This window comes from Yersinia vastinensis (assembly GCF_902726565.1).
Lineage (GTDB): Bacteria > Pseudomonadota > Gammaproteobacteria > Enterobacterales > Enterobacteriaceae > Yersinia > Yersinia vastinensis.
Genome location: NZ_CACVAF010000002.1, coordinates 37,045 through 59,896, shown reverse-complemented (window position 1 = coordinate 59,896; position 22,852 = coordinate 37,045). Strand labels below are relative to the sequence as shown.

The following is a 22,852-nucleotide window of genomic DNA, read 5'->3' as shown; positions in this document are numbered from 1 at the left end:
ATTAATCAATTTGAAGGCGCTCCTTCACCATGTATCCAGTTATTGGCAAATTGATGTCATAATACGTTCTTCCTTGATGCCCATATTCAGTAGATGGGCAGATGCGCGGCTTAGAAAACTTCTTATGGAATAACAATAAACGGACTTGTGCTTAAAGCGCTCTTCAGATGAAAATCGATTGACTAAACGCCCACCGGTACAGATGTTTTCCCAAATACAACCTTTACATTCGTTTGGCAGGCATTGTCCAATGGAAGAATATTCTTGGGCTTGTGGACTATTTAATACATCAGACAGATTGATTTCAGAAATATGGCCAATAGTATTGAATATTCGGTCTGATGTTGATCGTAAGGTATCATCCACACGTATAGAGCCATCTGAGCCGACAGTAAAGGCATATATCCCAGTGATATTTGATGACTGCCCTAAAATACCAATATTTTTTACACCGAGTAGGCTGGCAAAGTGCGTTTGGAAGTGGCGAACAAACATCTTGGGATTATTGTCCTTCACCCACTCATCCAACGCCTCATTGAGAAATCGACCAATTCCGATAGGATCAATATTCACATCGTTGTAAGAGTCATCAGGTATTAGAAAATCAAAACCGTAAACACCCAAATCGTCAACGAAGTGTCGATAGATTTCAGCGCCGTTTGCCTGAGCATTAGCGACACACAAAATTCCAGGGGCGGAGGGGAGCCTACCTTGTTGATAAGCACTTTGAAGCAGACGGAGGCCACGAACAGTGCCTTCATAAGTGCTACGCCCTTTGGTGTCTAGGCGATGACGATCATTAATATGTTTAGGGCCGTCAATTGAGAGACTGACATTCACTGAATACTTTTCGAATAACGATATCCATTCATCGTCAATAAGTATGCCGTTGGTTTGCAATGCGAGCCTGATATTTGAGCCACAATAGTTACCTGAAATTAATTGAATACACATATTGGCGAAGTGTTCTTTTTTCATTAGTAGTGGTTCTCCACCATGAAAATCAATTTGTAAAGTATCAATCTCATACTCCAAACAGGCTCGTTGTAAAAAATTGGCTAGATGACCAATGTTTTTATTGGAAATTCTAGCTGGATTGTTATCAGCATCTGAGTTTCCTTTGTTAAATACATAGCAATAATCACAATTTATATTACAGCGCTCACTTATTTTTAAGATTATTTCAAAATGTTTAATCCTTTTTTTTGTTAGTAAATGACCCATACCTCTACACTCCTTCCAGAAATTGAAATTCTGGACTGTAAAGCAAGTTAAATAGGGGCCACCAATTGGTAGCCCCGTCGTTTAGCATTTAAATCTAAAAGCTTCTAGACCAGTTTAAGAACGCATTTACCCAGCCACCAGCGATCTGATCAAGGAGATCATCAGCGAGATGTTGAGGTTGATTTTTTTTAGCTTTATTGGTGCCAATTGCAGTTTTAGTTTCAGTGATTTCTTTTTTTAAACGAGACATAGTGTACTCCTCCATTGATTACTTATGCCAAGAAATCATTTCTTGGTTTAGTCCATTAAGGAAAGTATTTCTTGTTATTATTTATTTTAAGCTATGAATTTATTTTAATTATGTATGTTTAATGTTGTAATTTAATAACCAATACTCTTACTTCCCTTGAAGAGTAAATACCATTCAACCATGATCGCCGTCAAGAAATAATAACGAGATTTCGCCCTGGTTAACGGCTGTTGCTAAAGGTCGTTGTTAAATCATGAAGTTAATTTTACGCGTTAGTTTAAATGATATTTTTAAATGGAACTTAAATTAAATATTTATATAAAACCACTCGCTATTTTCTGCAATATTAATATTTGCTCTTAATTGATTCTACCTTGTTAATATCAGTCATTGTTATTCTGGCTCTAGCCAAGTGGTTTGGAAATCAAACCAACCGAGGTTATTCAAGTGAGCACCTTGGGCTTGCTCGGGGGCTTTGAGGCGCATCCAGTGGTGGAATAATGGCTGCAACCAGCCAGTGGCAATGACATCTCTGATCAATTGTTCGGCGTTGAGGGATTGGTTGCGCCAATCATTGAGGTAGGCTTGTAAACGATCTTCATCACCACCAGTGATGGATTGGCGCAGTAATGGGGAACCCAATAACCAAGCCGTGACATTCCACTCTTCGGGAATAGCAAAATTGACTGTCCCCAACCACAAATCAATATTCGCATCACCGCTGGCCCAAGTGGTGTAATCAAGCTCGGATGCTTCCAGACGGATGCCTTGTGTCGCCAGAATGTGCGTCATTTCCGTCACTAACATGGCATATTCTGGGTGTTGTGCATGATAAGCCAGCGTCAGTACCGGCATTTCATCGGGAGTAACGGGAGGAGTAGTGAAAGGAGAGCATTTATCCCCGGAATCAATGCCGTGAAACCATGTGGGTAACACACTACTCGCAGGGACCCAGAAAGGACGAATAGGGTCAATTAAACGTTGAATGAGATTATAGGGATTGAGGGTTTCTCGTAACCAGCAGCGCTGCTTAATGCTACGCCAGTGTGGCGAGCGGCTATCACACAGTAAAAAGTATCCGCCTCGCTCCAGAAACATTTCTTGCGTTGCATCGGATGGTTTACCGGTCAGGCCAGCAGCAAAACCAGAGACATAATCAATATCACTGATACTGGAACTCAGCCAAGTCGCACTTTGGATATTCGCTATGCTCAGTTGCTCGGATAATGCCTGTGGGGAGGTACTTGGCTGACGGGCTAGATCAGGAAAGATAAGGACTTCAACTTCGTCTAACAGACCACGAAAACCAAAATAGTGGTCAAAAGATTTCATCTGCAAATGCCAGTCATCGTTTTCGGCGACCCGATAGGGGCCGGTTCCTACAGGGTGCTTGGCAAAATCTGGTTGTGAAACAGAGTCTTCAGGCAAAATCAGTGCGCTATGATGGGCCAGCAATAAGGGAAGCTGAGAATCTGGCTGATTAAGCTCAATAACCACCCCCAGCAACCCATGTTGACTAACTTGGCGGATATGTGAAAACAGAGGCAGCTTGGCGCAGCGGGTTAATGAGCTGACGACATCACGGCTGGAAAGCTCTCTTCCATCGTGGAACTGCACCGCAGGGCGTAAATAAAAGCGCCAGTGCAGAGGGTCTAATCTACGCCAACGATGAGCTAAATCTGTCGTTACCTCACCGGTTTCCTCGTCTATTCGCGTCAGCCCATTAAAAATCTGCCGTACTAAATGCCGTTCGGAGCGACGCAGTGGCGTGCCGGGACAAAGGTTTGGCATGGTTCGATAGTAAGGAATACGTAATGCTTGATAGTCATCCCGCACCCGATATCCCAGCTTAGTTCGCAGCAACGGAGTGATAAGCTGTTTATCTTTTCCGAGTAGTGCAATAGCGCCATTAAAATCACCCGCATCAAGCAACTGTTCCGCTTTTTCGATCAATAATTGATGAGTGTTCCGCAATAGTTGCAGATGTGACCGACGGCCACGACCAGCTTCCGCCTGCCAGATTAACCAGCCAGCTTGCTGCATCTGAACTAATAATGTCCGCATGTGGCGCTTGGAACAACTGAGTTTATCGGCGAGTTCTTGCAATGTAATCTCAACCGGCTGTCTACCGACCAGGTTCAATAATCGTAAATATTGTTGTTCAAGACGTCGGCTGGTCATAAAAAAGGAACTCAATTGACGAAAAGTCAGCAGTTTTTAATATCATCTTTTTAGCCGATAATTTTTATCACAGCAAGCTTAATTATTTAAGGTGAGATGATGACCCGATATTTAAACAAAGACACCAAGGTGTGTATTTCTTTGGCTGCCAGACCCAGTAATTTTGGCACTCGTTTCCACAATTTTTTGTACGATGCCCTGGATCTCGACTATCTGTATAAAGCCTTTACCACGACAGATCTGACAGCGGCAATTGGTGGGGTGAGGGCGCTAGGATTTCGTGGTTGTGCCATCTCAATGCCATTCAAAGAGGCGGTTATCCCGATGGTGGATGAGATGGATCCATCAGCCGCAGCAATTAATTCAGTTAATACCTTGGTTAATACGGATGGATATCTGAAAGCGTACAACACCGACTATATCGCTATTGCGAAACTGCTCCAGACCTATCAGGTATCACCCAACAAAGTTTTTGCTTTGCGCGGCAGTGGTGGAATGGCGAAGGCGGTGGCTTTTGCGCTGAAAAATGCCGGTTTTAAACAGGGATTTATTATCGCGACCAATGAAAAGACCGGTAAGCAACTTGCTGAACAATCTGGCTACATCTATCAGCCTGATATGCAAGGTGTGCAGGCCGATATGCTTATTAACGCTACCCCTGTGGGCATGGCTGGTGGCAAAGATGCCGACAACATGGCTTTTACCCAGAGCGAAGTCAATCAAGCGGAGGTTATTTTTGATGTTGTGGCACTGCCCGCCATTACGCCATTAATAAGCGATGCCAAAGCACAAAATAAAACGGTAATTACTGGTGCTGAAGTCTTTGCTATTCAGGCAGTTGAGCAATTTGTGTTGTATACCGGTATTCGTCCGGATCAGGCTTTGTTTGAAAAAGCAGCGGCTTATGCCCGTGGCTGATGATTGAGGTTGAAATCAATAGAAATTGTCGCTCATACTACGCATTCCCTATTTTTATCATGATCAAGGAAATGCGTTATGGCCGAAGAAACGATTTTCAGCAAAATTATCCGCCGTGAAATTCCTGCCGACGTGGTTTACCAAGATGAGCTGGTCACCGCGTTTCGTGATATCGCCCCGCAGGCACCCACCCATATCTTAATCATTCCCAACATTCTTATTCCAACTGTGAATGATGTCACGGTAGAACACGAGGCAACACTAGGCCGAATGATCACCGTGGCTGCTAAACTTGCAGAGCAAGAAGGTATTGCTGAAGATGGCTATCGCCTCATTATCAACTGCAATCGCCATGCTGGGCAGGTGGTCTACCATATCCATATGCATTTGGTTGGTGGTCGTGAGCTAGGCACTTTGTTGTCTCATGAATAACGACATTTAACTGAGGTAAGCCTATGCGCCGCACAAAGGCGTTTTTATTACCGGTGATTGCGTGCGTGGGCATAGCAACGTTGCTGGGGTGTAGCAGCCCGAAAGGGATTGCGGTGAATAAACAGCAAACTGTAGTAATGGATTCGTCGGTACTGACTGCGGGCATTTTGGCCTCTCAGCCAGCAGTTTCAACATCCTCAGGTGATAATGTTGCACGTTCGGTTCTTACCAACAGTCAGAATAAGCCGATAAAAATAAACTACCGCTTTTATTGGTATGATGCGCAGGGCTTGGATGTTCCGCCGCTGGAAGCGCCGCGCTCGATTGTTATTGCACCAGATAATGATGTTAATATTCAATCAGTTAATAATAATTTTAATGCGCAGAGTGCGCGCCTACATCTATTTTTATAACCGCTAGATTTTTATACCCGAAGAATTGGCGTTGCAGATAGCCAGTAAGTGAACGCCCTGCAATGTCAGGAAGAAGGGGATATAATCGTGCCGTTGGAGTGAAACAATGAAAAGGTATTTATCTGTGGCTCTGGCAGCCTTAGTGCTGACGGGGTGTATCACGCGCCCCCCTGTTGAGCCAACAACGCCACCTGTCACTATCGAACCGGTGACTCCGCCCGTCATTGAGACACCCCCCCCTGTAGACACTGTGCCACAGCCACCCAAGATGCAGCAGTCGATTGACTGGACTGCCAGTGTCGAGCCTTTAGTTGCCCAAATGGTTAATAGCAATGATGTGGCCAATGGCAGCATATTGCTGCTTGATAGCGTCAAAAATAACACCAATGGTGCGCTACAAACGGCAAAGGCCACCTCAGCATTGCACCAAGTGCTGACATCCAATAAAAAGTTTGTCTTGATCTCGCCACAGCAGTTGGCAGTTGCCAAACAAACATTGGGATTATCGGAAGAAGATAGCCTAGGTTCGCGTAGCAAAGCGATTGGTCTGGCTCGTTATGTCAGCGCTCAATATGTGCTGTACAGCGATGTGAGTGGTGATGTGAAATCACCGACTATCGAAATGCAATTGATGCAAGTGCAAACTGGCGAAATCATCTGGTCAGGTAATGGCCCAGTCAAGCGTTGATCCCTCGCTGTATGCGTTGATAGAAAGCATTCATCCGGCGGTGAAAATCGCCGATTGTCAAATTAGTCCGGTGTCTGGCCTGACCGGCGAGAGTTGGCGTATTTCTCACCGGTCAAATACCGCCCCGAATATTGACTGGCTGGCGCGCGAACAGTCAGTGCAGAAAACGCAGTTGGGTGTGAACCGGAGACAAGAGCGTAAGTTGCTGCGACATGTGGCCAATTGCCATGTATCACCAACAGTTATTGCAGCCAACCCACGTTGGTTGGTGGTCAATTGGCTTGAAGGTGACGTTGTCACTCAAGAGCAATTCATTGAATTATCAGACAATGGTCAGTTGTCGCTATTACTGGCTCGCTTGCACCATTTGCCCGCTAGTGGCTATCGTCTGGATTTGCGCACCCAGCTCATGCGTTATGGTTGCCTGATTGATTCGCGGCGTCGTTCGCCGGAATGGCTGCGCCTTCACCATCATTTTATCCGCAGTCCATTACCACAACCGGTGAAACTCGCACCTCTGCATATGGACATTCATCCCGGTAATCTCTTAGACACCCCAACGGGGCTGAAATTAATTGATTGGGAATACGCCGCGGATGGTGATATTGCACTTGATATTGCCGCGTTGTTTTGTGGGAATGGTTGGTCAGTGCAACAGCAGCAAACTTTTTTACAGCACTATTGCCGTTGTGAGCAGGGTTATCATGACATTGAGCGCCTATCGCGCCAGATACTGCGCTGGATGTCATGGATTGATTATCTGATGCTGATGTGGTTTGAAGTGCGCTGGCAGCAGACTGGGAACAGTGAATTTTTACAATGGGCTGCGCCGCTGCGTCAGCGATTTAATCTGTCTTTCTGATGTTAAAAATAAAATTTATGGAGTTGCCGTGGGTCCAGTGATGTTAGACGTTGCCAGCTACGAGCTGGATGCTGAAGAACGCGAAATTTTAAAACACCCGCTGGTGGGCGGTTTGATTTTATTTAGCCGTAATTTTCATGATGCCGAACAGCTATGTGAGTTAGTTCGCCAAATTAGGGCGGCATCTCATGAGCGTCTGGTGGTGGCCGTTGATCAGGAAGGTGGCAGAGTCCAACGTTTTCGTGAGGGTTTTACTCGCCTACCCGCGGCTCAGTCGTTTGCAGCTATTAATGATGCAGCGACGGCGGCTCAATTGGCGCAAGAGGCGGGGTGGTTGATGGCGGCTGAAATGATATCTATGGATATCGACATTAGTTTTGCCCCGGTATTGGATATTGGTCATGTCAGTGCAGCCATCGGTGAGCGTTCATTTCACAGTGACCCGCAGCAGGCGCTGAATATGGCTGAGTGTTTTATCCGAGGGATGCACAGTGCTGGCATGAAAACCACAGGCAAACACTTCCCAGGTCATGGTGCAGTGACGGCAGACTCACATAAAGAAACGCCACGTGATAATCGACCACTGGCAGAAATCCGTACTCATGATATGGTTATATTTCGCGAACTGATTGCACGAGGATTACTTGATGCCATTATGCCGGCGCATGTGATTTATACTGAAGCAGATGCGCGGCCTGCCAGTGGTTCATCCTACTGGCTGCAAAACATACTGCGTCAAGAGTTAGGATTCGATGGCATCATTTTCTCCGATGATTTATCGATGGAAGGTGCTGCAATCATGGGCAGTTATGCCGAGCGTGGGCAAGCCTCTTTGGATGCGGGCTGCGATATGATTCTGGTGTGTAATAACCGCAAGGGCGCGGTAAGTGTGCTAGATAACCTGTCTCCGGTCAAAGCAGACCAAGTGGCGCGCTTGTATCATTCTGGGCAGTTCAGCCGCCAAGTGTTGATGGCATCATCGCGTTGGCAGCAGGCGAATAAGGCATTAACAGCACTCAGTGAGCGTTGGGATGCGCATAAACAAATGTCGTAGCGAGGATAAATATGATCGTCTATTTACATGGTTTTGATTCCAACAGCCCGGGTAATCATGAGAAAGTCCTGCAACTGCAATTTATCGACCCGGATGTGCGTTTTATCAGTTACAGCACATTGCATCCGCGCCATGACATGCAGCATTTACTGAAAGAAGTTGATAAAGCCATCCAGCAGGGTGGCGATGCTAAGTCGCTGATTTGCGGTGTGGGTTTAGGTGGTTTTTGGGCTGAACGTATTGGTTTCCTGTGTGGGATCCGTCAGGTGGCTTTCAATCCAAACCTTTATCCGCAGGACAATATGAGCGGTAAAATTGATCGCCCCGAAGAGTATGTCGATATCGCCAGTAAGTGTATTACTGATTTTCGTGAGAAAAATCGCGATCGCTGTTTGGTTGTACTCTCACGTCATGATGAAATGCTCGATAGCCAACGGACAGCCGGTGATTTGCATCCTTATTATGAAATTGTCTGGGATGATAAACAGACACACAAGTTTAAGGATCTTTCTCCTCATCTGCAGCGAATCAAGGCGTTTAAAACACTCGGTTAGTCAACGCAGAGTGGGTCAACAATTCACAATCAAACGGACTTTTTGTTAATGATTGGTTAATTGTAGTGCGGCGTAGACTTTATGACTTGGCTTGAAAAAAGGTAGCAATAGACTTTTTTCAGGCCATTTTTATGACTTAAAGCGCTAGAATGGTTTTTTATTCCACATCAAATAGAAAAATCGCAAACTGTGACTAAGTGCTAACTATTTGAATCCTCTTCCAGAAAAATTCTCTCTGCTGCCACTTTAATCAAAAAAAGTTGATATATATCAATTTTGGTATGACCAAATAACCCTGCATGATATTCTGACAGCAGATTATTGAATTAGCATCAGCGAACCCTATGTTATCTAAGGATATTATTAGTTTACCCTTAGCTAACAATTGGTTCACATTTAGGGGGTCATTTTGACAACGCCGAAGAAAAAAATCGTTATTATTGGTGGTGGTGCTGGCGGTCTTGAGCTGGCAACCAGTCTGGGTCACAAGCTGGGCCGTAGCAAAAAAGCCGAGATCGTTTTAGTGGATCGTAACCATAGTCACTTGTGGAAGCCGTTGTTACATGAAGTGGCCACCGGCTCTCTGGATGATGGTGTTGATGCACTGAGCTATCTTGCTCATGCCCGTAACCACTATTTTAATTTCCAATTGGGTTCTTTGACCGATATTAATCGTGAAACCAAAACCCTTAGTTTGGCTGAAATTTGCGACGAACATGGCGATGTGCTGGTGACGCAACGTGAATTGACCTATGACATTCTGGTGATGGCGTTGGGCAGTACCTCGAATGATTTTGGGACGCCAGGTGTAAAAGAGCACTGTATCTTCCTTGATAACCCACATCAGGCGCACCGCTTCCATAATGAGATGCTTAACCTATTCCTGAAATATTCAGCGCAACCGGGTGAAAAGGGCAAAGTTAATATCGCCATCGTCGGCGGTGGGGCCACTGGTGTTGAGCTGTCTGCTGAACTGCACAATGCAGTGAAACAGTTGCATAGCTACGGTTTTGAGGGCTTGGACAATCAGGCGCTGAATGTCACGCTAGTTGAGGCCGGTGAACGTATTTTGCCAGCCTTGCCACCGCGTATTTCAGCGGCTGCTCATCAGGAACTGATTAAACTGGGTGTTCGTGTATTGACCAAAACCATGGTGACCAGCGCAGATGAGAAAGGCCTGAATACCAAAGAGGGTGAGTTCATCAATGCTGATCTGATGGTGTGGGCGGCGGGTATCAAAGCGCCAGACTTTATGAAAGATATCGCTGGGCTGGAAACCAACCGCATTAATCAATTGGTGGTTGAGCCGACCCTGCAAACAACCCGTGATCCGAATATTTTTGCGATTGGTGATTGTGCTTCTTGCCCACAACCAAGTGGTGGTTTCGTACCACCGCGTGCGCAATCTGCACATCAGATGGCTAGCCGCTGCTACAGCAACATTCTGGCCTTGCTCAATGATCAGCCGCTGAAACCTTATATTTATAAGGATCACGGTTCACTGGTTTCACTGTCGAAATTCAGTACCGTCGGTAGCTTGATGGGTAACCTGATGCGCGGTTCAATGATGGTAGAAGGGCGTGTCGCCCGTGTTGTCTATATCTCACTGTATCGTATGCATCAGGTGGCATTGCATGGTTATACTAAGACCGGCTTGATGATGTTAGTGGGCGGGATTAATCGGGTTATTCGGCCACGATTAAAGCTCCATTAATGACTTTTATTATTCGATACCCAAATAATTCGAGTTACTGGAAGGCGGTAAACAAGAGAAGCCCGATGGGTTGACGGTGGTCAGTGATTCGGGTTATTGAGCGTAACTAACGCACATGCAACTTGAAGTATGACAGGTAAACAAGCCGCTACCATTGTTGATGGTGGCGGCTTTTACGTTTATCAGCGCACGGAAAGCTAAAGTCATTCGCACGTAATGCTAAATTTTCAGCATAAAACTCCGCAATAACAAATCTCAGCAGTCGGATTACTCCTAAACACATTCATTCACACCTATTATCTGGGTGTTTAGTCCATTCGTCTTATTGCTAGGTCAAAGTAGATTGTGCAGACTCACATGTGTTTACAGACGGCAAGTCATGCACGCCGTATTCCGGAAATAAGAGGCAATCCCTCAACTGCCGGACGCTGTCAGATTTTCATTTTTTACCTTGGAATTCTGGGGCATAAGATGCGTGGTAACACTTTCAGGAGGATTTCCTGTGAACAAATCAATGTTAGCAGGTGTGGGTATCGGTATTGCGGCTGCTCTGGGAATTGCCGCTGTCGCGAGTATGAATGTCTTCTCTGGCGCACCGCAATATGCACAAGTTCTTACTGCGACACCGATTAAAGAGACGATTAAAACACCTCGTCAGGAATGTCGTAATGTGACCGTCACGCACCGTAAGCCGGTTCAGGATGAGCATCAGATAGCCGGTTCGGTTTTGGGTGCCGTGGCTGGTGGGGTGCTGGGCCATCAGGTTGGCGGAGGTCGAGGTAAAGATATTGCTACGGTTGCTGGCGCATTGGCGGGCGGATACGCCGGTAATCGCGTCCAAAGTAATATGCAAGAGGGTGATACTTACACAACAACTCAGCAACGTTGCCAAACTGTTTACGATAAGTCACAGAAAATGTTGGGATATGACGTAACCTACAAAATTGGTGATCAGCAGGGAAAAATTCGCATGGATCGTGATCCAGGCACGCAGATTCCAATCGATAAAAATGGTCAACTGATACTGAATAACCGAGCATAATACAAAATCTGTTGTCCAAAACCTTGAATTAAGAACCCGTGTTTAGTGTTAATTCTGATCGTTTAACGTGCTTGATAAGCGAGTGGCATTAGCATTAACACGGGTTTCTCCTTGCTGAAACCCGTGTTAATGAGCTTATTGAGCCACGCGATGTTGAGCAAAAGCGGCTAACAGTTCACTGATAAATTTCAGCCGCTGTGTCCGATCACTCAAGTCCTGCATAAACTTCAGTTTGGTTGGCCCTTCTAATCGGTATATCTGTGGTTGGCGCTGTAACAAACCAATCAAATAAACCGGATCCACTTTGTTTTTGTCACCAAACTCGATGAAACCACCGCGCTCATTACCTTCAATGCGCTTGATACCTAACGACTGAGCTTGTTGGCGCAACTGTGCAGTATGGAGTAGGTAACGGGCCGCATCCGGCAGTTTGCCAAAGCGGTCGATAAGCTCAACTTTTAACTCATCAAGCTCGGTTTCATTACGTGCACTAGCAATACGCTTATAGAACGAAAGACGGACATTCACATCTGGAATAAAGTCTTCTGGCAGTAAAACCGGCATGCGCATTTCAATTTCGGTTTGATTGCTGGTCAAATCTTCCAGCGATGGCTCCCGGCCTTCTTTCAGTGCGTCAACCGCGCTTTCCAGTAGCTCCATATACAGTGAGAAACCAATAGTGGTCATCTGGCCACTTTGATCTTCGCCTAATAGCTCGCCGGCACCACGAATCTCCAAATCATGGGTCGCTAATGCAAAGCCGGCACCAAGATCTTCCAGTGATGCAATGGCCTCTAACCGTTTTTTGGCATCGGTGGTCATCGCTTTTGGGTTCGGAGTGAGCAGGTAAGCATAGGCTTGATGATGAGAGCGCCCAACTCGGCCTCGTAATTGATGTAACTGCGCCAGACCAAAATGATCAGCTCGTTCGATGATAATGGTATTGGCACTAGGAATATCAATCCCAGTTTCGATAATCGTAGTGCAGACCAGAACGTTAAAGCGCTGATGATGGAAATCATTCATCACTCGTTCAAGGTCTCGCTCACGCATCTGGCCGTGGCCGATGGCAATGCGCGCCTCGGGGACTAACTCTGCCAGCCGTTGTGCGGCTTTTTCGATATTTTCCACATCATTATAGAGATAATAAACTTGCCCGCCACGCAGAACCTCACGCAGAATTGCCTCTCGCACCACTAAGCTGTCGTACTCACGAACAAAGGTTTTTACTGCCAGGCGGCGTGCCGGTGGCGTGGCAATAATCGACAAGTCGCGCATGCCGCTCATCGCCATATTCAGTGTGCGCGGGATAGGCGTGGCAGTCAGCGTCAAGATATCCACATCGGCGCGCATGGCTTTGATTCGTTCTTTATGGCGAACCCCGAAGCGGTGTTCTTCATCAACAATCAATAGGCCAAGATCTTGCCAACGAAGGTCACTTTGCAGCAATTTATGAGTGCCGATAATAATATCGACTTTCCCTTCGGCGGCTTGCTCCAGAATCACTTGTTGCTCTTTGGCGCTACGGAAACGGGACATCATTTCTATCCGTACCGGCCAGGTTGCAAAGCGGTCACGGAAGTTGTCAAAATGCTGTTGGGCGAGCAGGGTGGTCGGTACCAATACCGCAACTTGTTTATTATTCGCCACTGCAAGGAAGGCCGCTCGCATGGCGACTTCGGTTTTACCAAAGCCCACATCGCCACACACCAAGCGATCCATCGCTAATGGTTGACACATATCGCTGATAACGGCATTAATTGCCTGTTCTTGATCCGGGGTCGTCTCAAAAGGGAAACTTTGGCAGAATAACTGGTATTGCTCACGATCGAGTTTAAATTTAAAACCAGATTTAGCCGCACGTTGCGCATAGATGTCCAGCAGCTCTGCTGCCACGTCGCGTACTTTTTCTGCCGCTTTTTGGCGTGCTCGACTCCAGGCATCGCCGCCTAGTTTATGCAGTGGCGCATTCTCATCGGCCCCGCCAGAATAACGGCTAATCAGATGTAATGAGGATACTGGGACATACAGCTTATCTTCGCCAGCATAGGTCAATATTAGGTATTCAGCTTTGATGCCGCCAGCTTCAAGTGTGGTCAAACCCAAATAGCGGCCAACACCGTGTTCTAGATGAACCACTGGCTGACCGGGGCGCAGCTCTGCCAAGTTGCGGATCAGCGTGTCAGTATTAATCGTCCGGCGATTATCCTGACGGCGGCGGCTGACGCGCTCGCCCAATAAATCACTTTCACAAATCAGCGCTAACTGTTTATCGGTATCAAGAAAACCGCGTTCAGCAGCACCAATCATCAGATAATGACCAGGAGCCTTGGCTTGAGATAGCTGGGCTATCAGCGTTGGGCTGATTTTTATTCGTGCCAGTAGGTCTTGCAGTGTTTCACGCCGGCCTTCACTTTCAACCGAGAACACAATACTGCCGCTGAATGACTCAATAAAACGCCGCAGATTATCCAACGGGGACTTTTGCTGGGCCTGCACGGCTAAATCAGGTAATGCCTGATAATCCAAGTTGGTATTAGCGGTTTTGGCTGGCAATACATCCGTCTTAAACTGCACGCGTGGCCAAGATTTTAGCTCACTAAAGAGTGAATCAACGCGCAACCACAGAGTTTCAGGTGCAAGTAATGGCCGCATTGGGTCAATGCGGCGGCTTTCAAAACGTTGGTTAACATCCAGCCAAAAACGTTCTGCTGAGTGCTCCAGATCGCCGGTATTAATCAGTAAGGTATTTTCAGGTAAATAGCTAAAGAGTGTCGGCAATGGCTTGCTGAAAAACAATGGCTGCCAGTATTCAATACCCGCAGGCCAGATGCCTTTACTCACTTGCTGATAAATATGTTCAGCATCGCGACGAACGTCAAATTGCTCGCGCCACTGGCTACGGAACAGCTCTATCGCAGTTTTGTCTATCGGGAATTCATGGGCGGGCAGTAAGTTTATCTGCTCAACTTCCGACAGTGTGCGCTGTGAATCAACATCGAATACACGCAGGCTATCAATATCATCATCAAAAAAATCAATTCGATACGGTTCTTCGCTGCCCATCGGGTAGAGATCTAGCAGTGCCCCACGAGTGGCAAACTCACCGTGTTCCATCACCTGATCAACACTGCGGTATCCTGCTTGCTCAAGTTGTGCACGCAACTTATCGCGTGACAGATGCTGGCCCTTTTTCATGACCAACGCGTGACCATGCAGGAATTCATGCGGGCAAACCCGTTGCATCAGGGTATTAATTGGAAGAATAATAACGCCGCGTTCCATCGATGGAAGATGATACAAGCAAGAAAGACGGGCTGAGATGATATCCTGATGAGGCGAGAAGCTGTCGTAAGGCAGAGTTTCCCAATCAGAGAGGGTGCTCACTGGGCGCGGAGAGAATTGTTGAATCTCATCACGCAGGCGCAGTGCCGTTTGCATGTCAGGGGTAATTAACATTACCGGGCCATCATGGCGCTCAATGATTTCTGCGCATTCGACTGCACAAGCCGATCCGGTCAACTGGCCTAACTGACGTGTATCGCCACGCCGTGTCGGTAATGAATAACGATGTTGTTGGGACATAAGCAGTTAAACAGTCTCTTCTATGTGGTTTACCTTTCGTCCTTGACGCCGCAGGGATGCTTGATAGCGACCAACCTGCAACACCAATCACTGGGGTATCATTGACCCGAGTTTCAATATCAGCATAATTCTCGGCGGCTATCCTAGCACGTGCGAGGGGATAGCCACAGATTGGTGCTCTGATTTGGAATAAAAGCCGGAGATATAGACGGTTAATGGTTCCATAAAGCGGTTGTACCCTTTATTATCCTCGATCACTTTGCTTTAGCAACAGGATCTAAACAGATTTCATGTATCAACCTGTCGCACTATTTATTGGCCTGCGTTATATGCGCGGGCGTGCATCTGACCGTTTTGGTCGGTTTGTCTCGTGGCTTTCTACCATTGGCATTACGCTGGGCGTGATGGCATTAATTACAGTGTTGTCTGTGATGAATGGTTTTGAGCGCGATTTGCAGAATAATATTTTGGGGCTGATGCCACAGGCGCTGATCACCACGCCACAAGGTTCTCTCGACCCAAACAAAATTCCTGCTTCAACATTGAAATCATTGGCGGGAGTCACTGATGTTGTGCCCTTGACCACGGCGGATGTGGTGTTACAAAGTGCACATAATTTAGCCGCTGGCGTCATGCTGGGCGTTGATCCAGAACAGCATGAACCGCTAGCAGACTATTTGGTCAATGTGAAACTAAAGGATTTGCAGCCGGGAAGCTACAATATGATTCTCGGTGAGAAACTGGCGGGTCAATTGGGGGTTAAACGGGGTGAGACATTGCGCTTAATGGTGCCGAGTGCCAGCCAGTTTACTCCGATGGGCCGCATTCCCAGTCAGCGCCTGTTTAATATTATCGGGACATTTGCCGCAGACAGTGAAGTTGATGGTTACCAAATGTTGGTTAATCAACAGGATGCGTCGCGGCTGATGCGCTATCCCGCAGGTAATATTACCGGTTGGCGTTTATTCCTTTCTCAACCACTGAGCGTTGATAGCTTGAGCCAGCAGACTTTGCCGGAAGGCACGGTGTGGAAAGATTGGCGTGAGCGCAAAGGCGAGCTTTTCCAAGCCGTGAGGATGGAGAAAAATATGATGGGGCTGCTGCTGAGTCTTATCATCGCTGTCGCGGCCTTTAATATTATTACCTCGCTAGGCCTGTTAGTCATGGAAAAACAGGGCGAAGTCGCTATTTTGCAAACTCAGGGGTTAAGTCGCCGCCAAATCATGTTGGTGTTTATGGTGCAGGGGGCTACTGCTGGGGTCATTGGCGCGTTGCTTGGTGCTGGGTTAGGTATTTTACTGGCCAGCCAATTGAATACCCTAATTCCGGTTCTCGGTATATTGATTGATGGTGCCACATTACCGGTTGAGATTAACCCTGTTCAGGTCATTGTTATTGCTCTGGTAGCAATGGCGATAGCTTTGCTGTCTACGCTTTACCCTTCCTGGCGCGCTGCCGCCGCACAACCTGCTGAGGCTTTACGCTATGAGTAACCATCCTTTATTACAGTGTTTAAACCTGTGCAAACGCTATCAGGAAGGCCAACTACATACCGATGTATTGCGCAATGTGTCGTTTACTATCGAAGCTGGCGAGCTGATGGCGATTGTTGGTAGTTCTGGTTCGGGCAAAAGTACCTTATTGCACCTGCTGGGGGGGTTGGATTCCCCTACCTCTGGCGAGGTTATTTATCAAGGGCGCTCACTAAACCAGCTTTCTTCTACTGCAAAGGCAGAGTTACGTAATCGAGAATTAGGTTTTATCTATCAATTCCACCATTTACTGCCCGATTTTACCGCGTTGGAAAATGTCGCCATGCCACTGTTAATTGGTGGCGCTAAACCGAGTGAAGCGCAAGAAAAAGCGCGCGCTATGTTAGCGGCGGTTGGTTTGGAAAAACGCAGTAAACACCGTCCATCAGAATTATCGGGCGGGGAACGTCAACGAGTCGCTATCGCGCGTTCATTAGTCAATGACCCCTCTTTGGTTCTGGCTGATGAACCGACGGGCAACCTCGATCAGCGTAATGCCGATAGCATCTTTAATTTGCTGGGTGAACTGAATGTTCGCCAAGGGACAGCATTTTTAGTGGTGACTCATGATTTACATTTGGCTAAGCGAATGAGTCGCCAGTTAGAAATGCGTGATGGTCAGCTACAGCAGCACTTGACGTTGGTGGGGGCAGAGTAATGGGCGTTTCGCCACTGTCACTGTTAATCGGTTTGCGTTTTAGCCGTGGCCGCCGCCGCGGCGGTATGGTGTCGTTAATCTCGGTCATTTCAACATTGGGTATTGCTTTGGGTGTTGCGGTATTGATCGTCGGTTTAAGTGCAATGAATGGTTTCGAACGTGAGCTAAAAAACCGTATTTTGGCCGTCGTACCCCACGGTGAGATTGCTGTGGTTAATCAACCGTTCAGCGGCTGGCCCCAAACCTTGCAGCGCATTGAAAAAGTTCCCGGCATTGTGGCAGCGGCACCTTATATCAATTTTACGGGCTTGATTGAAAACGCGACGCAATTGCGTGCAGTATCAGTCAAAGGTGTTGACCCACAGGCAGAGTCGCGTCTGAGTGCATTGCCAGGTTTTGTGCTTGACCATGCTTGGGATAATTTCAAAGCGGGTCAGCAGCAGATTATTTTGGGTAAAGGTCTGGCAGAGGCTTTGGGGGTCAAGCAGGGATCATGGCTGACAGTGATGATTCCCAATAGCGATCCTGAGAATAAATTGCTGCAAGCTAAGCGCATTCGTTTACAGGTTGCTGGCATTTTTGAATTGAGTGGGCAGTTAGATCATAGTCTGGCATTAGTGCCATTAGCAGATGCTCAACAATATTTAGATATGGGTGACAGTGTCACTGGTATAGCCATAAAAGTTGATGACGTCTACAACGCGAACAAACTGGTACGCAGTGCTGGTGAAGTCACGAATGCCTATGTGTACATCAGTAGCTGGATTGGTACTTATGGCTATATGTACCGAGATATCCAAATGATCCGTACAATCATGTACTTAGCTATGATACTCGTGATTGGCGTCGCCAGTTTTAATATTGTGTCCACGCTGGTCATGGCGGTTAAAGATAAAAGTAGCGATATTGCGGTACTTCGTACGCTCGGGGCCAAAGATGGCCTGATCCGCGCGATTTTTATCTGGTATGGCTTGCTGGCCGGTCTTATCGGTAGTGTCAGTGGGGCGGTGGTGGGCGTGATAGTCTCTTTGCAATTGACCAACATTATTCGTGGGTTAGAAAAGTTGATCGGGCATCAATTTTTATCAGGCGATATCTACTTCATTGACTTTTTACCGTCAGAATTGCACTGGTTTGATGTGGCCTGCGTGTTGGCAACTGCGCTGGTATTGAGTTTGATTGCCAGTTGGTATCCTGCTCGCCGAGCCAGCCGTATTGATCCGGCACGGGTACTGAGTGGGCAATAGATTTCATCTTTAATAAGGGCAAACTTATGTATTACGGTTTTGATATGGGCGGCACCAAAATTGAGCTAGGTGTTTTTGATGCCAACCTGCAAAGAATCTGGCATAAGCGAGTCCCTACACCGCGTGAAGATTATCAGCAATTACTCCAAACATTACAGGACTTGACGCTGGAAGCAGACGGATATTGTAAAGTGCAGGGCAGTGTAGGTATTGGCATTCCCGGCTTACCCAACGCAGATGATGGAACGGTGTTCACCGCCAATGTTCCTGCGGCAATGGGGCAATCGTTGCAGGGCGATCTTTCGCAACGGATTGGGCGTGAAGTTAAAATTGATAATGACGCTAACTGCTTTGCACTATCTGAAGCTTGGGATCCTGAGTTTCGCCACTATCCCACCGTCTTGGGTTTGATTCTGGGTACGGGTGTTGGCGGTGGGCTTATTGTCAATGGCAGTATTGTTGGTGGACGTAATCATATTACGGGTGAATTCGGCCATTTTCGTCTACCGGTAGATGCACTGGATATTTTGGGGGCTGATATTCCGCGAGTGCCCTGCGGTTGTGGTCATCATGGCTGCATTGAAAATTATATTTCTGGGCGTGGTTTTGAATGGATGTACAAACATTTCAATCAACAATCCTTGCCAGCCGTAGAGATTATTGCTCACTATAATGCGGGTGAATCTAAGGCTGTGGCGCATGTCGAACGCTTTATGGATGTGCTGGCGGTGTGTCTGGGCAATTTGCTGACAATGCTTGATCCCCATTTAGTGGTGATTGGCGGTGGGTTATCAAACTTCGAACAGATCTATCAGGAACTGCCAAAACGTTTGCCGCAGCATTTATTACGTGTAGCCCGATTGCCACGCATTGAAAAAGCGCGTTATGGTGATGCAGGTGGCGTGCGTGGCGCTGCGTTTTTGCATCTATCTAAATAATATAATGACAATATCCAAACGTTGAGTTGAAAGGGTATCAAAAAAGGAAAAAGTTATGCGCATTCGCCATCGGCTATGTCGGTTTCGCAAGAATAAGCATTTGCGGCATCAACGTTTTCGCTCCCGCATTTTTCATCGAGACAGTGCGGTAACATCTGAAATGAAGAAACCGTTTGTGGTGGTTCTTACTGGTGCCGGTATTTCGGCAGAATCCGGTATTCGAACTTTTCGTGCTGCTGATGGTTTGTGGGAAGAGCATCAGGTGGAAGATGTGGCCACGCCTGAAGGGTATCGTCGGGATCCTGAGCTAGTTCAGTCTTTTTATAATGCGCGCCGCCGCCAGCTACAGCAGCCGGAGATTGCACCAAATGCTGCCCATTTCGCACTGGCTGATTTGGAAGCAGTGCTAGGTGATAATTTTGTGCTAGTGACACAAAACATTGATAACTTGCATGAAAGAGCCGGTAGTAAGCGAGTTATTCACATGCATGGTGAGTTACTGAAAGTGCGTTGCACGCAGTCTGGTCAAGTGTTGGACTGGCCTGGCGACCTCAGTCCTGAGGAACGTTGCCATTGTTGTCAATTCCCTTCGCCGCTTCGGCCACATATTGTGTGGTTTGGTGAGATGCCAATGGGAATGGATGAAATTTACAAGGCACTGGCTGAGGCTGACTTCTTTATTTCGATTGGAACCTCCGGCCACGTTTATCCTGCTGCTGGGTTTGTTCATGAGTCAAGTTTGCATGGCGCTCATACTGTCGAGTTGAATCTGGAACCCAGTCAGGTGGAAAGTCAGTTTGATGAAAAACATTATGGTTTAGCCAGTAAAGTGGTGCCGGAATATGTGCGTGAGTTTCTCACCACGCGGGGGGAGAATCGTCAGGGCGATTAATTTATCCTGCTTAATTGGCATATTTAAGTCAGGTTGATGTATAAATAAGCAATATCCTCTGTCGGTTGATGAATAAATCACCCGGCAGAGTTTTCTGCATTGCACCTTATTATTCTGGCTTAAGTTTGTCTAAAGCTGACCTGACGCAATATTTGATCATGATCACTTCCCCATAATGATATTCACTATTATGAGGGTGGGAACCATGGACAAATTACTCGACCGCTTTTTCAACTATGTTTCTTTTGATACACAAGCAAAAGCCAATGTAAAATCCGTGCCGAGCACTGAAGGGCAGCGTAAGCTTGCTCAGGCGTTACAACATGAGTTACAGGCGTTGGGCTTTTCTCAGGTTAGCTTGAGCGACCATGGCTGCGTAATGGCAACTTTGCCTGCCAATGTTGCCTGGCCGGTCCCCACCATTGGCTTTATTGCCCATCTTGATACCTCTCCCGATTTCTCGGGTAAAAATGTTAATCCACAGATTGTTGAAAACTATCGTGGTGGCGACATTGCCTTGGGAATGGGGGATGAAGTGCTGTCTCCAGTCATGTTCCCAGTGCTACATCAGTTACTTGGACACACTTTAATTACCACTGACGGTAAAACGTTACTGGGTGCCGATGATAAAGCCGGTATTGCCGAGATTATTACCGCGATGGTGCGCCTAAAGCACAGTCATGTCCCTCATGGGAATATCCGCATTGCATTTACGCCAGATGAAGAAGTGGGGAAAGGTGCGCGTTTCTTCAATGTGGAGGAGTTTGATGCTCAGTGGGCCTATACCGTAGATGGCGGTGGCGTCGGTGAGCTGGAATTTGAAAACTTTAATGCGGCATCAGTGACAATAAAAATTGTGGGGAATAATGTTCATCCCGGCACAGCCAAAGGGGTTATGGTGAATGCGTTATCATTGGCAACCCGTTTCCATCAGGAATTACCGGTAGATGAAACCCCAGAATGTACCGAAGGCTATGACGGTTTTTATCATCTACAAAGTATTAAAGGTACCGTTGAGCGTGCAGAAATGCACTACATTGTGCGAGATTTTAGCCGTGATGGTTTTGAAGCACGCAAGAAAAATATGGTCGATATCGCCAAGCGGGTAGGTAAAGGTTTACACCGAGACTGCTATATCGAAATCGTTATGGATGATAGTTATTACAATATGCGTGAGCATATCATTAAGCACCCGCATATTATTGAACTGGCGCAGCAGGCGATGCGCGATTGTGATATTACGCCAATTATGAAGCCGATCCGCGGTGGCACTGATGGTGCACAGTTGTCTTTCATGGGGCTACCTTGCCCGAATATCTTTACTGGCGGTTATAACTACCATGGTAAACATGAGTTTATTACGCTGGAGGGGATGGAGAAAGCAGTTGCGGTTATCATGCGAATTGCCGAACTGACCGCTAGACGAGCCAAAGAGGCATGAGATTAGTTGTGTAATTAAAAACGCCCCGTTTATCGGGGCGTTTTGCATCGTAAGCTGGAGATATTAGTCGTTAAAATACCAATAACCACTATTCACTAACGCAGTTAACATTGCCAAGAATGAAGGGTCTTCCAGCGCGTCACCGAGTTTTTCTGCATCAACACTGAAGTGCTGGCACAGTGCATCTGCTGCCTGGAAATGTGGTGTGTCAATTAACTCACCGTTAACGAAGCATTGGTTGCCAATGCGCAGCACACGAAGACCACTAAGTCGTTGTAATTCTTCACCTTGCAAGAGTAATTGATATACATCTCCAGCCGGATATGGTGGCTCAGGTGGTGCAAGGTCCAATTCATGGCGAGATTGAGAAATAAATTCACCAAACCAGCTTTGGAAATCTTCTGGTTGTTGGACTAACTCCAACATCATCGTCCGTAGTTTATCGACCTCTTGTGACTTAATTTCTGCTGGGTGTTCCCGCAATTGCAAATCAGGATCGCTGTAGCGGTAGCTGCCTAGCTCACGAGAAAGCACATAGTCGGCAAAACCACTGACCAGTTCTCGTGCATTAGGTGCACGGAAACCAACCGAATAATTCAACGCATTTTCAAGCGCATAGCCTTCATGTGGAAAACCTGGTGGGATATAGAGAATGTCACCCGGCTCCATTTCTTCATCAATAATGGCATCGAAAGGCCCTACTTGCAGCAAATCGGGGTGTGGACAATGCTGCTTCATTTCTGTTTTTTCGCCGACTCGCCAGCGACGACGGCCAGTACCTTGAATAATAAAGACATCATACTGGTCAAAGTGTGGGCCAACACCACCACCAGGTACTGAGAAGGAGACCATTAAATCATCCATGCGCCAGTCTGACAGAGGGCGGAATGGGCGCATTAATGCGGCGGCAGGCTCATGCCAGTGATCAACTGCTTGCACGAGAAGAGACCAGTTGGTTTCACCTAAATGATCAAAGCTCTCAAATGGACCATGACTGACTTGCCAGCGACCCTCCTCATGACTAACCAGACGGCTATCTACTTCATTCTCCATCGCCAAGCCAGCCAGTTCATCAGGCGAAAGTGGGTCAATAAAGTTTTTAAAGCCACGTTTGAGGATAACAGGGCGTTTCTGCCAATAGCGTTGCAGAAAATCAGGCCAGTCGAGATCGAGTTGGTAATCCATGTTTATTCCAGATAGGGGTGAGCTTGCCAGTGATTATAACGG

The 22,852-nt window shown here is 46.9% G+C and carries 20 protein-coding genes; 15 read left to right on the top strand and 5 right to left on the bottom strand.

Going from position 1 to position 22,852, the window contains the following annotated elements; all coding sequences use genetic code 11:
- Positions 1-39 precede the first annotated feature (39 nt).
- From xyeB to HUZ92_RS03020, 3 genes are all read right to left on the bottom strand, one after another.
- Entirely contained in the window at positions 40-1,224 is a 1,185-nt protein-coding gene (xyeB, locus tag HUZ92_RS03030) for a cyclophane-forming radical SAM/SPASM peptide maturase XyeB (RefSeq protein ID WP_145579684.1), read from the bottom strand.
- Positions 1,225-1,318: 94 nt separating this feature from the next.
- Positions 1,319-1,474, bottom strand: coding sequence for a XyeA family cyclophane-containing RiPP triceptide (gene xyeA / locus HUZ92_RS03025; protein WP_074006888.1), 156 nt, complete (start codon positions 1,472-1,474; stop codon positions 1,319-1,321).
- Between the two features lie 393 nt (positions 1,475-1,867).
- Complete coding sequence (locus HUZ92_RS03020; protein ID WP_145579683.1) at positions 1,868-3,655, bottom strand: SgrR family transcriptional regulator; 1,788 nt, start codon at positions 3,653-3,655, stop codon at positions 1,868-1,870.
- A gap of 99 nt (positions 3,656-3,754) precedes the next feature.
- Between HUZ92_RS03020 and HUZ92_RS03015 the strand changes: the two genes are divergently transcribed.
- From HUZ92_RS03015 to HUZ92_RS02975, 9 genes are all read left to right on the top strand, one after another.
- A complete protein-coding gene (locus HUZ92_RS03015) occupies positions 3,755-4,573 on the top strand; it encodes a shikimate 5-dehydrogenase (protein WP_128450848.1) in 819 nt (272 codons plus the stop codon).
- A gap of 78 nt (positions 4,574-4,651) precedes the next feature.
- Positions 4,652-5,005, top strand: a complete 354-nt coding sequence (gene hinT, locus HUZ92_RS03010; protein WP_145579682.1) for a purine nucleoside phosphoramidase — start codon at positions 4,652-4,654, stop codon at positions 5,003-5,005.
- Positions 5,006-5,028: 23 nt separating this feature from the next.
- Positions 5,029-5,418 (top strand): YcfL family protein, encoded by a 390-nt coding sequence (locus HUZ92_RS03005; RefSeq protein ID WP_050097267.1) that lies wholly within the window; start codon positions 5,029-5,031, stop codon positions 5,416-5,418.
- Positions 5,419-5,524: 106 nt separating this feature from the next.
- A complete protein-coding gene (gene lpoB, locus HUZ92_RS03000) occupies positions 5,525-6,106 on the top strand; it encodes a penicillin-binding protein activator LpoB (RefSeq protein WP_050097268.1) in 582 nt (193 codons plus the stop codon).
- The gene (gene thiK, locus HUZ92_RS02995; protein WP_050097269.1) at positions 6,087-6,968 is read left to right on the top strand and encodes a thiamine kinase; all 882 of its coding nucleotides are present in this window, start codon (positions 6,087-6,089) and stop codon (positions 6,966-6,968) included. The genes lpoB and thiK overlap by 20 nt, the downstream gene beginning before the upstream one ends.
- Positions 6,969-6,996: 28 nt before the next feature.
- Positions 6,997-8,022, top strand: coding sequence for a beta-N-acetylhexosaminidase (nagZ, locus tag HUZ92_RS02990; RefSeq protein WP_145579681.1), 1,026 nt, complete (start codon positions 6,997-6,999; stop codon positions 8,020-8,022).
- 11 nt (positions 8,023-8,033) lie between these two features.
- Complete coding sequence (gene ycfP, locus HUZ92_RS02985; protein WP_050097271.1) at positions 8,034-8,576, top strand: alpha/beta hydrolase YcfP; 543 nt, start codon at positions 8,034-8,036, stop codon at positions 8,574-8,576.
- Positions 8,577-8,985: 409 nt separating this feature from the next.
- Positions 8,986-10,290 carry an NAD(P)/FAD-dependent oxidoreductase gene (locus HUZ92_RS02980; protein ID WP_050097272.1) on the top strand — a complete coding sequence of 435 codons (1,305 nt, stop codon included), beginning with the start codon at positions 8,986-8,988 and terminating at the stop codon, positions 10,288-10,290.
- Between the two features lie 502 nt (positions 10,291-10,792).
- Positions 10,793-11,332 (top strand): glycine zipper 2TM domain-containing protein, encoded by a 540-nt coding sequence (locus HUZ92_RS02975; protein WP_050097273.1) that lies wholly within the window; start codon positions 10,793-10,795, stop codon positions 11,330-11,332.
- A 135-nt stretch (positions 11,333-11,467) separates the two neighbouring features.
- Here HUZ92_RS02975 and mfd read toward each other — a convergent pair whose 3' ends face one another.
- Complete coding sequence (gene mfd / locus HUZ92_RS02970) at positions 11,468-14,917, bottom strand: transcription-repair coupling factor (RefSeq protein ID WP_050097275.1); 3,450 nt, start codon at positions 14,915-14,917, stop codon at positions 11,468-11,470.
- Positions 14,918-15,207: 290 nt separating this feature from the next.
- On the opposite strand from mfd, the gene lolC reads away from it, so the two are divergent.
- From lolC to pepT, 6 genes are all read left to right on the top strand, one after another.
- On the top strand, positions 15,208-16,410 hold the full coding sequence (gene lolC / locus HUZ92_RS02965) for a lipoprotein-releasing ABC transporter permease subunit LolC (protein ID WP_050295348.1): 1,203 nt from the start codon (positions 15,208-15,210) through the stop codon (positions 16,408-16,410).
- Complete coding sequence (gene lolD / locus HUZ92_RS02960) at positions 16,403-17,107, top strand: lipoprotein-releasing ABC transporter ATP-binding protein LolD (protein ID WP_050097278.1); 705 nt, start codon at positions 16,403-16,405, stop codon at positions 17,105-17,107. The genes lolC and lolD overlap by 8 nt, the downstream gene beginning before the upstream one ends.
- Positions 17,107-18,354, top strand: a complete 1,248-nt coding sequence (gene lolE / locus HUZ92_RS02955; protein ID WP_128450844.1) for a lipoprotein-releasing ABC transporter permease subunit LolE — start codon at positions 17,107-17,109, stop codon at positions 18,352-18,354. Before lolD ends, lolE begins: the two co-directional genes overlap by 1 nt.
- Positions 18,355-18,380: 26 nt before the next feature.
- Complete coding sequence (gene nagK, locus HUZ92_RS02950; protein WP_050295350.1) at positions 18,381-19,292, top strand: N-acetylglucosamine kinase; 912 nt, start codon at positions 18,381-18,383, stop codon at positions 19,290-19,292.
- A gap of 55 nt (positions 19,293-19,347) precedes the next feature.
- Positions 19,348-20,184, top strand: coding sequence for a Sir2 family NAD+-dependent deacetylase (gene cobB, locus HUZ92_RS02945; RefSeq protein WP_050097283.1), 837 nt, complete (start codon positions 19,348-19,350; stop codon positions 20,182-20,184).
- A gap of 205 nt (positions 20,185-20,389) precedes the next feature.
- On the top strand, positions 20,390-21,625 hold the full coding sequence (gene pepT, locus HUZ92_RS02940; RefSeq protein ID WP_050097285.1) for a peptidase T: 1,236 nt from the start codon (positions 20,390-20,392) through the stop codon (positions 21,623-21,625).
- A 63-nt stretch (positions 21,626-21,688) separates the two neighbouring features.
- On the opposite strand, the gene HUZ92_RS02935 is transcribed toward pepT, so the two are convergent.
- The gene (locus HUZ92_RS02935; RefSeq protein WP_050097286.1) at positions 21,689-22,810 is read right to left on the bottom strand and encodes a ribosomal protein uL16 3-hydroxylase; all 1,122 of its coding nucleotides are present in this window, start codon (positions 22,808-22,810) and stop codon (positions 21,689-21,691) included.
- Between the last annotated feature and the right edge of the window lie 42 nt (positions 22,811-22,852).

Coding starts and splice junctions, on each gene's coding strand:
- xyeB (WP_145579684.1), bottom strand. CDS start 1,224: ATGGGTCATTTACTAACAAAAAAAAGGATTAAACATTTTGAAATAATC.
- xyeA (WP_074006888.1), bottom strand. CDS start 1,474: ATGTCTCGTTTAAAAAAAGAAATCACTGAAACTAAAACTGCAATTGGC.
- HUZ92_RS03020 (WP_145579683.1), bottom strand. CDS start 3,655: ATGACCAGCCGACGTCTTGAACAACAATATTTACGATTATTGAACCTG.
- HUZ92_RS03015 (WP_128450848.1), top strand. CDS start 3,755: ATGACCCGATATTTAAACAAAGACACCAAGGTGTGTATTTCTTTGGCT.
- hinT (WP_145579682.1), top strand. CDS start 4,652: ATGGCCGAAGAAACGATTTTCAGCAAAATTATCCGCCGTGAAATTCCT.
- HUZ92_RS03005 (WP_050097267.1), top strand. CDS start 5,029: ATGCGCCGCACAAAGGCGTTTTTATTACCGGTGATTGCGTGCGTGGGC.
- lpoB (WP_050097268.1), top strand. CDS start 5,525: ATGAAAAGGTATTTATCTGTGGCTCTGGCAGCCTTAGTGCTGACGGGG.
- thiK (WP_050097269.1), top strand. CDS start 6,087: ATGGCCCAGTCAAGCGTTGATCCCTCGCTGTATGCGTTGATAGAAAGC.
- ycfP (WP_050097271.1), top strand. CDS start 8,034: ATGATCGTCTATTTACATGGTTTTGATTCCAACAGCCCGGGTAATCAT.
- mfd (WP_050097275.1), bottom strand. CDS start 14,917: ATGTCCCAACAACATCGTTATTCATTACCGACACGGCGTGGCGATACA.
- lolC (WP_050295348.1), top strand. CDS start 15,208: ATGTATCAACCTGTCGCACTATTTATTGGCCTGCGTTATATGCGCGGG.
- lolD (WP_050097278.1), top strand. CDS start 16,403: ATGAGTAACCATCCTTTATTACAGTGTTTAAACCTGTGCAAACGCTAT.
- lolE (WP_128450844.1), top strand. CDS start 17,107: ATGGGCGTTTCGCCACTGTCACTGTTAATCGGTTTGCGTTTTAGCCGT.
- nagK (WP_050295350.1), top strand. CDS start 18,381: ATGTATTACGGTTTTGATATGGGCGGCACCAAAATTGAGCTAGGTGTT.
- cobB (WP_050097283.1), top strand. CDS start 19,348: ATGCGCATTCGCCATCGGCTATGTCGGTTTCGCAAGAATAAGCATTTG.
- pepT (WP_050097285.1), top strand. CDS start 20,390: ATGGACAAATTACTCGACCGCTTTTTCAACTATGTTTCTTTTGATACA.
- HUZ92_RS02935 (WP_050097286.1), bottom strand. CDS start 22,810: ATGGATTACCAACTCGATCTCGACTGGCCTGATTTTCTGCAACGCTAT.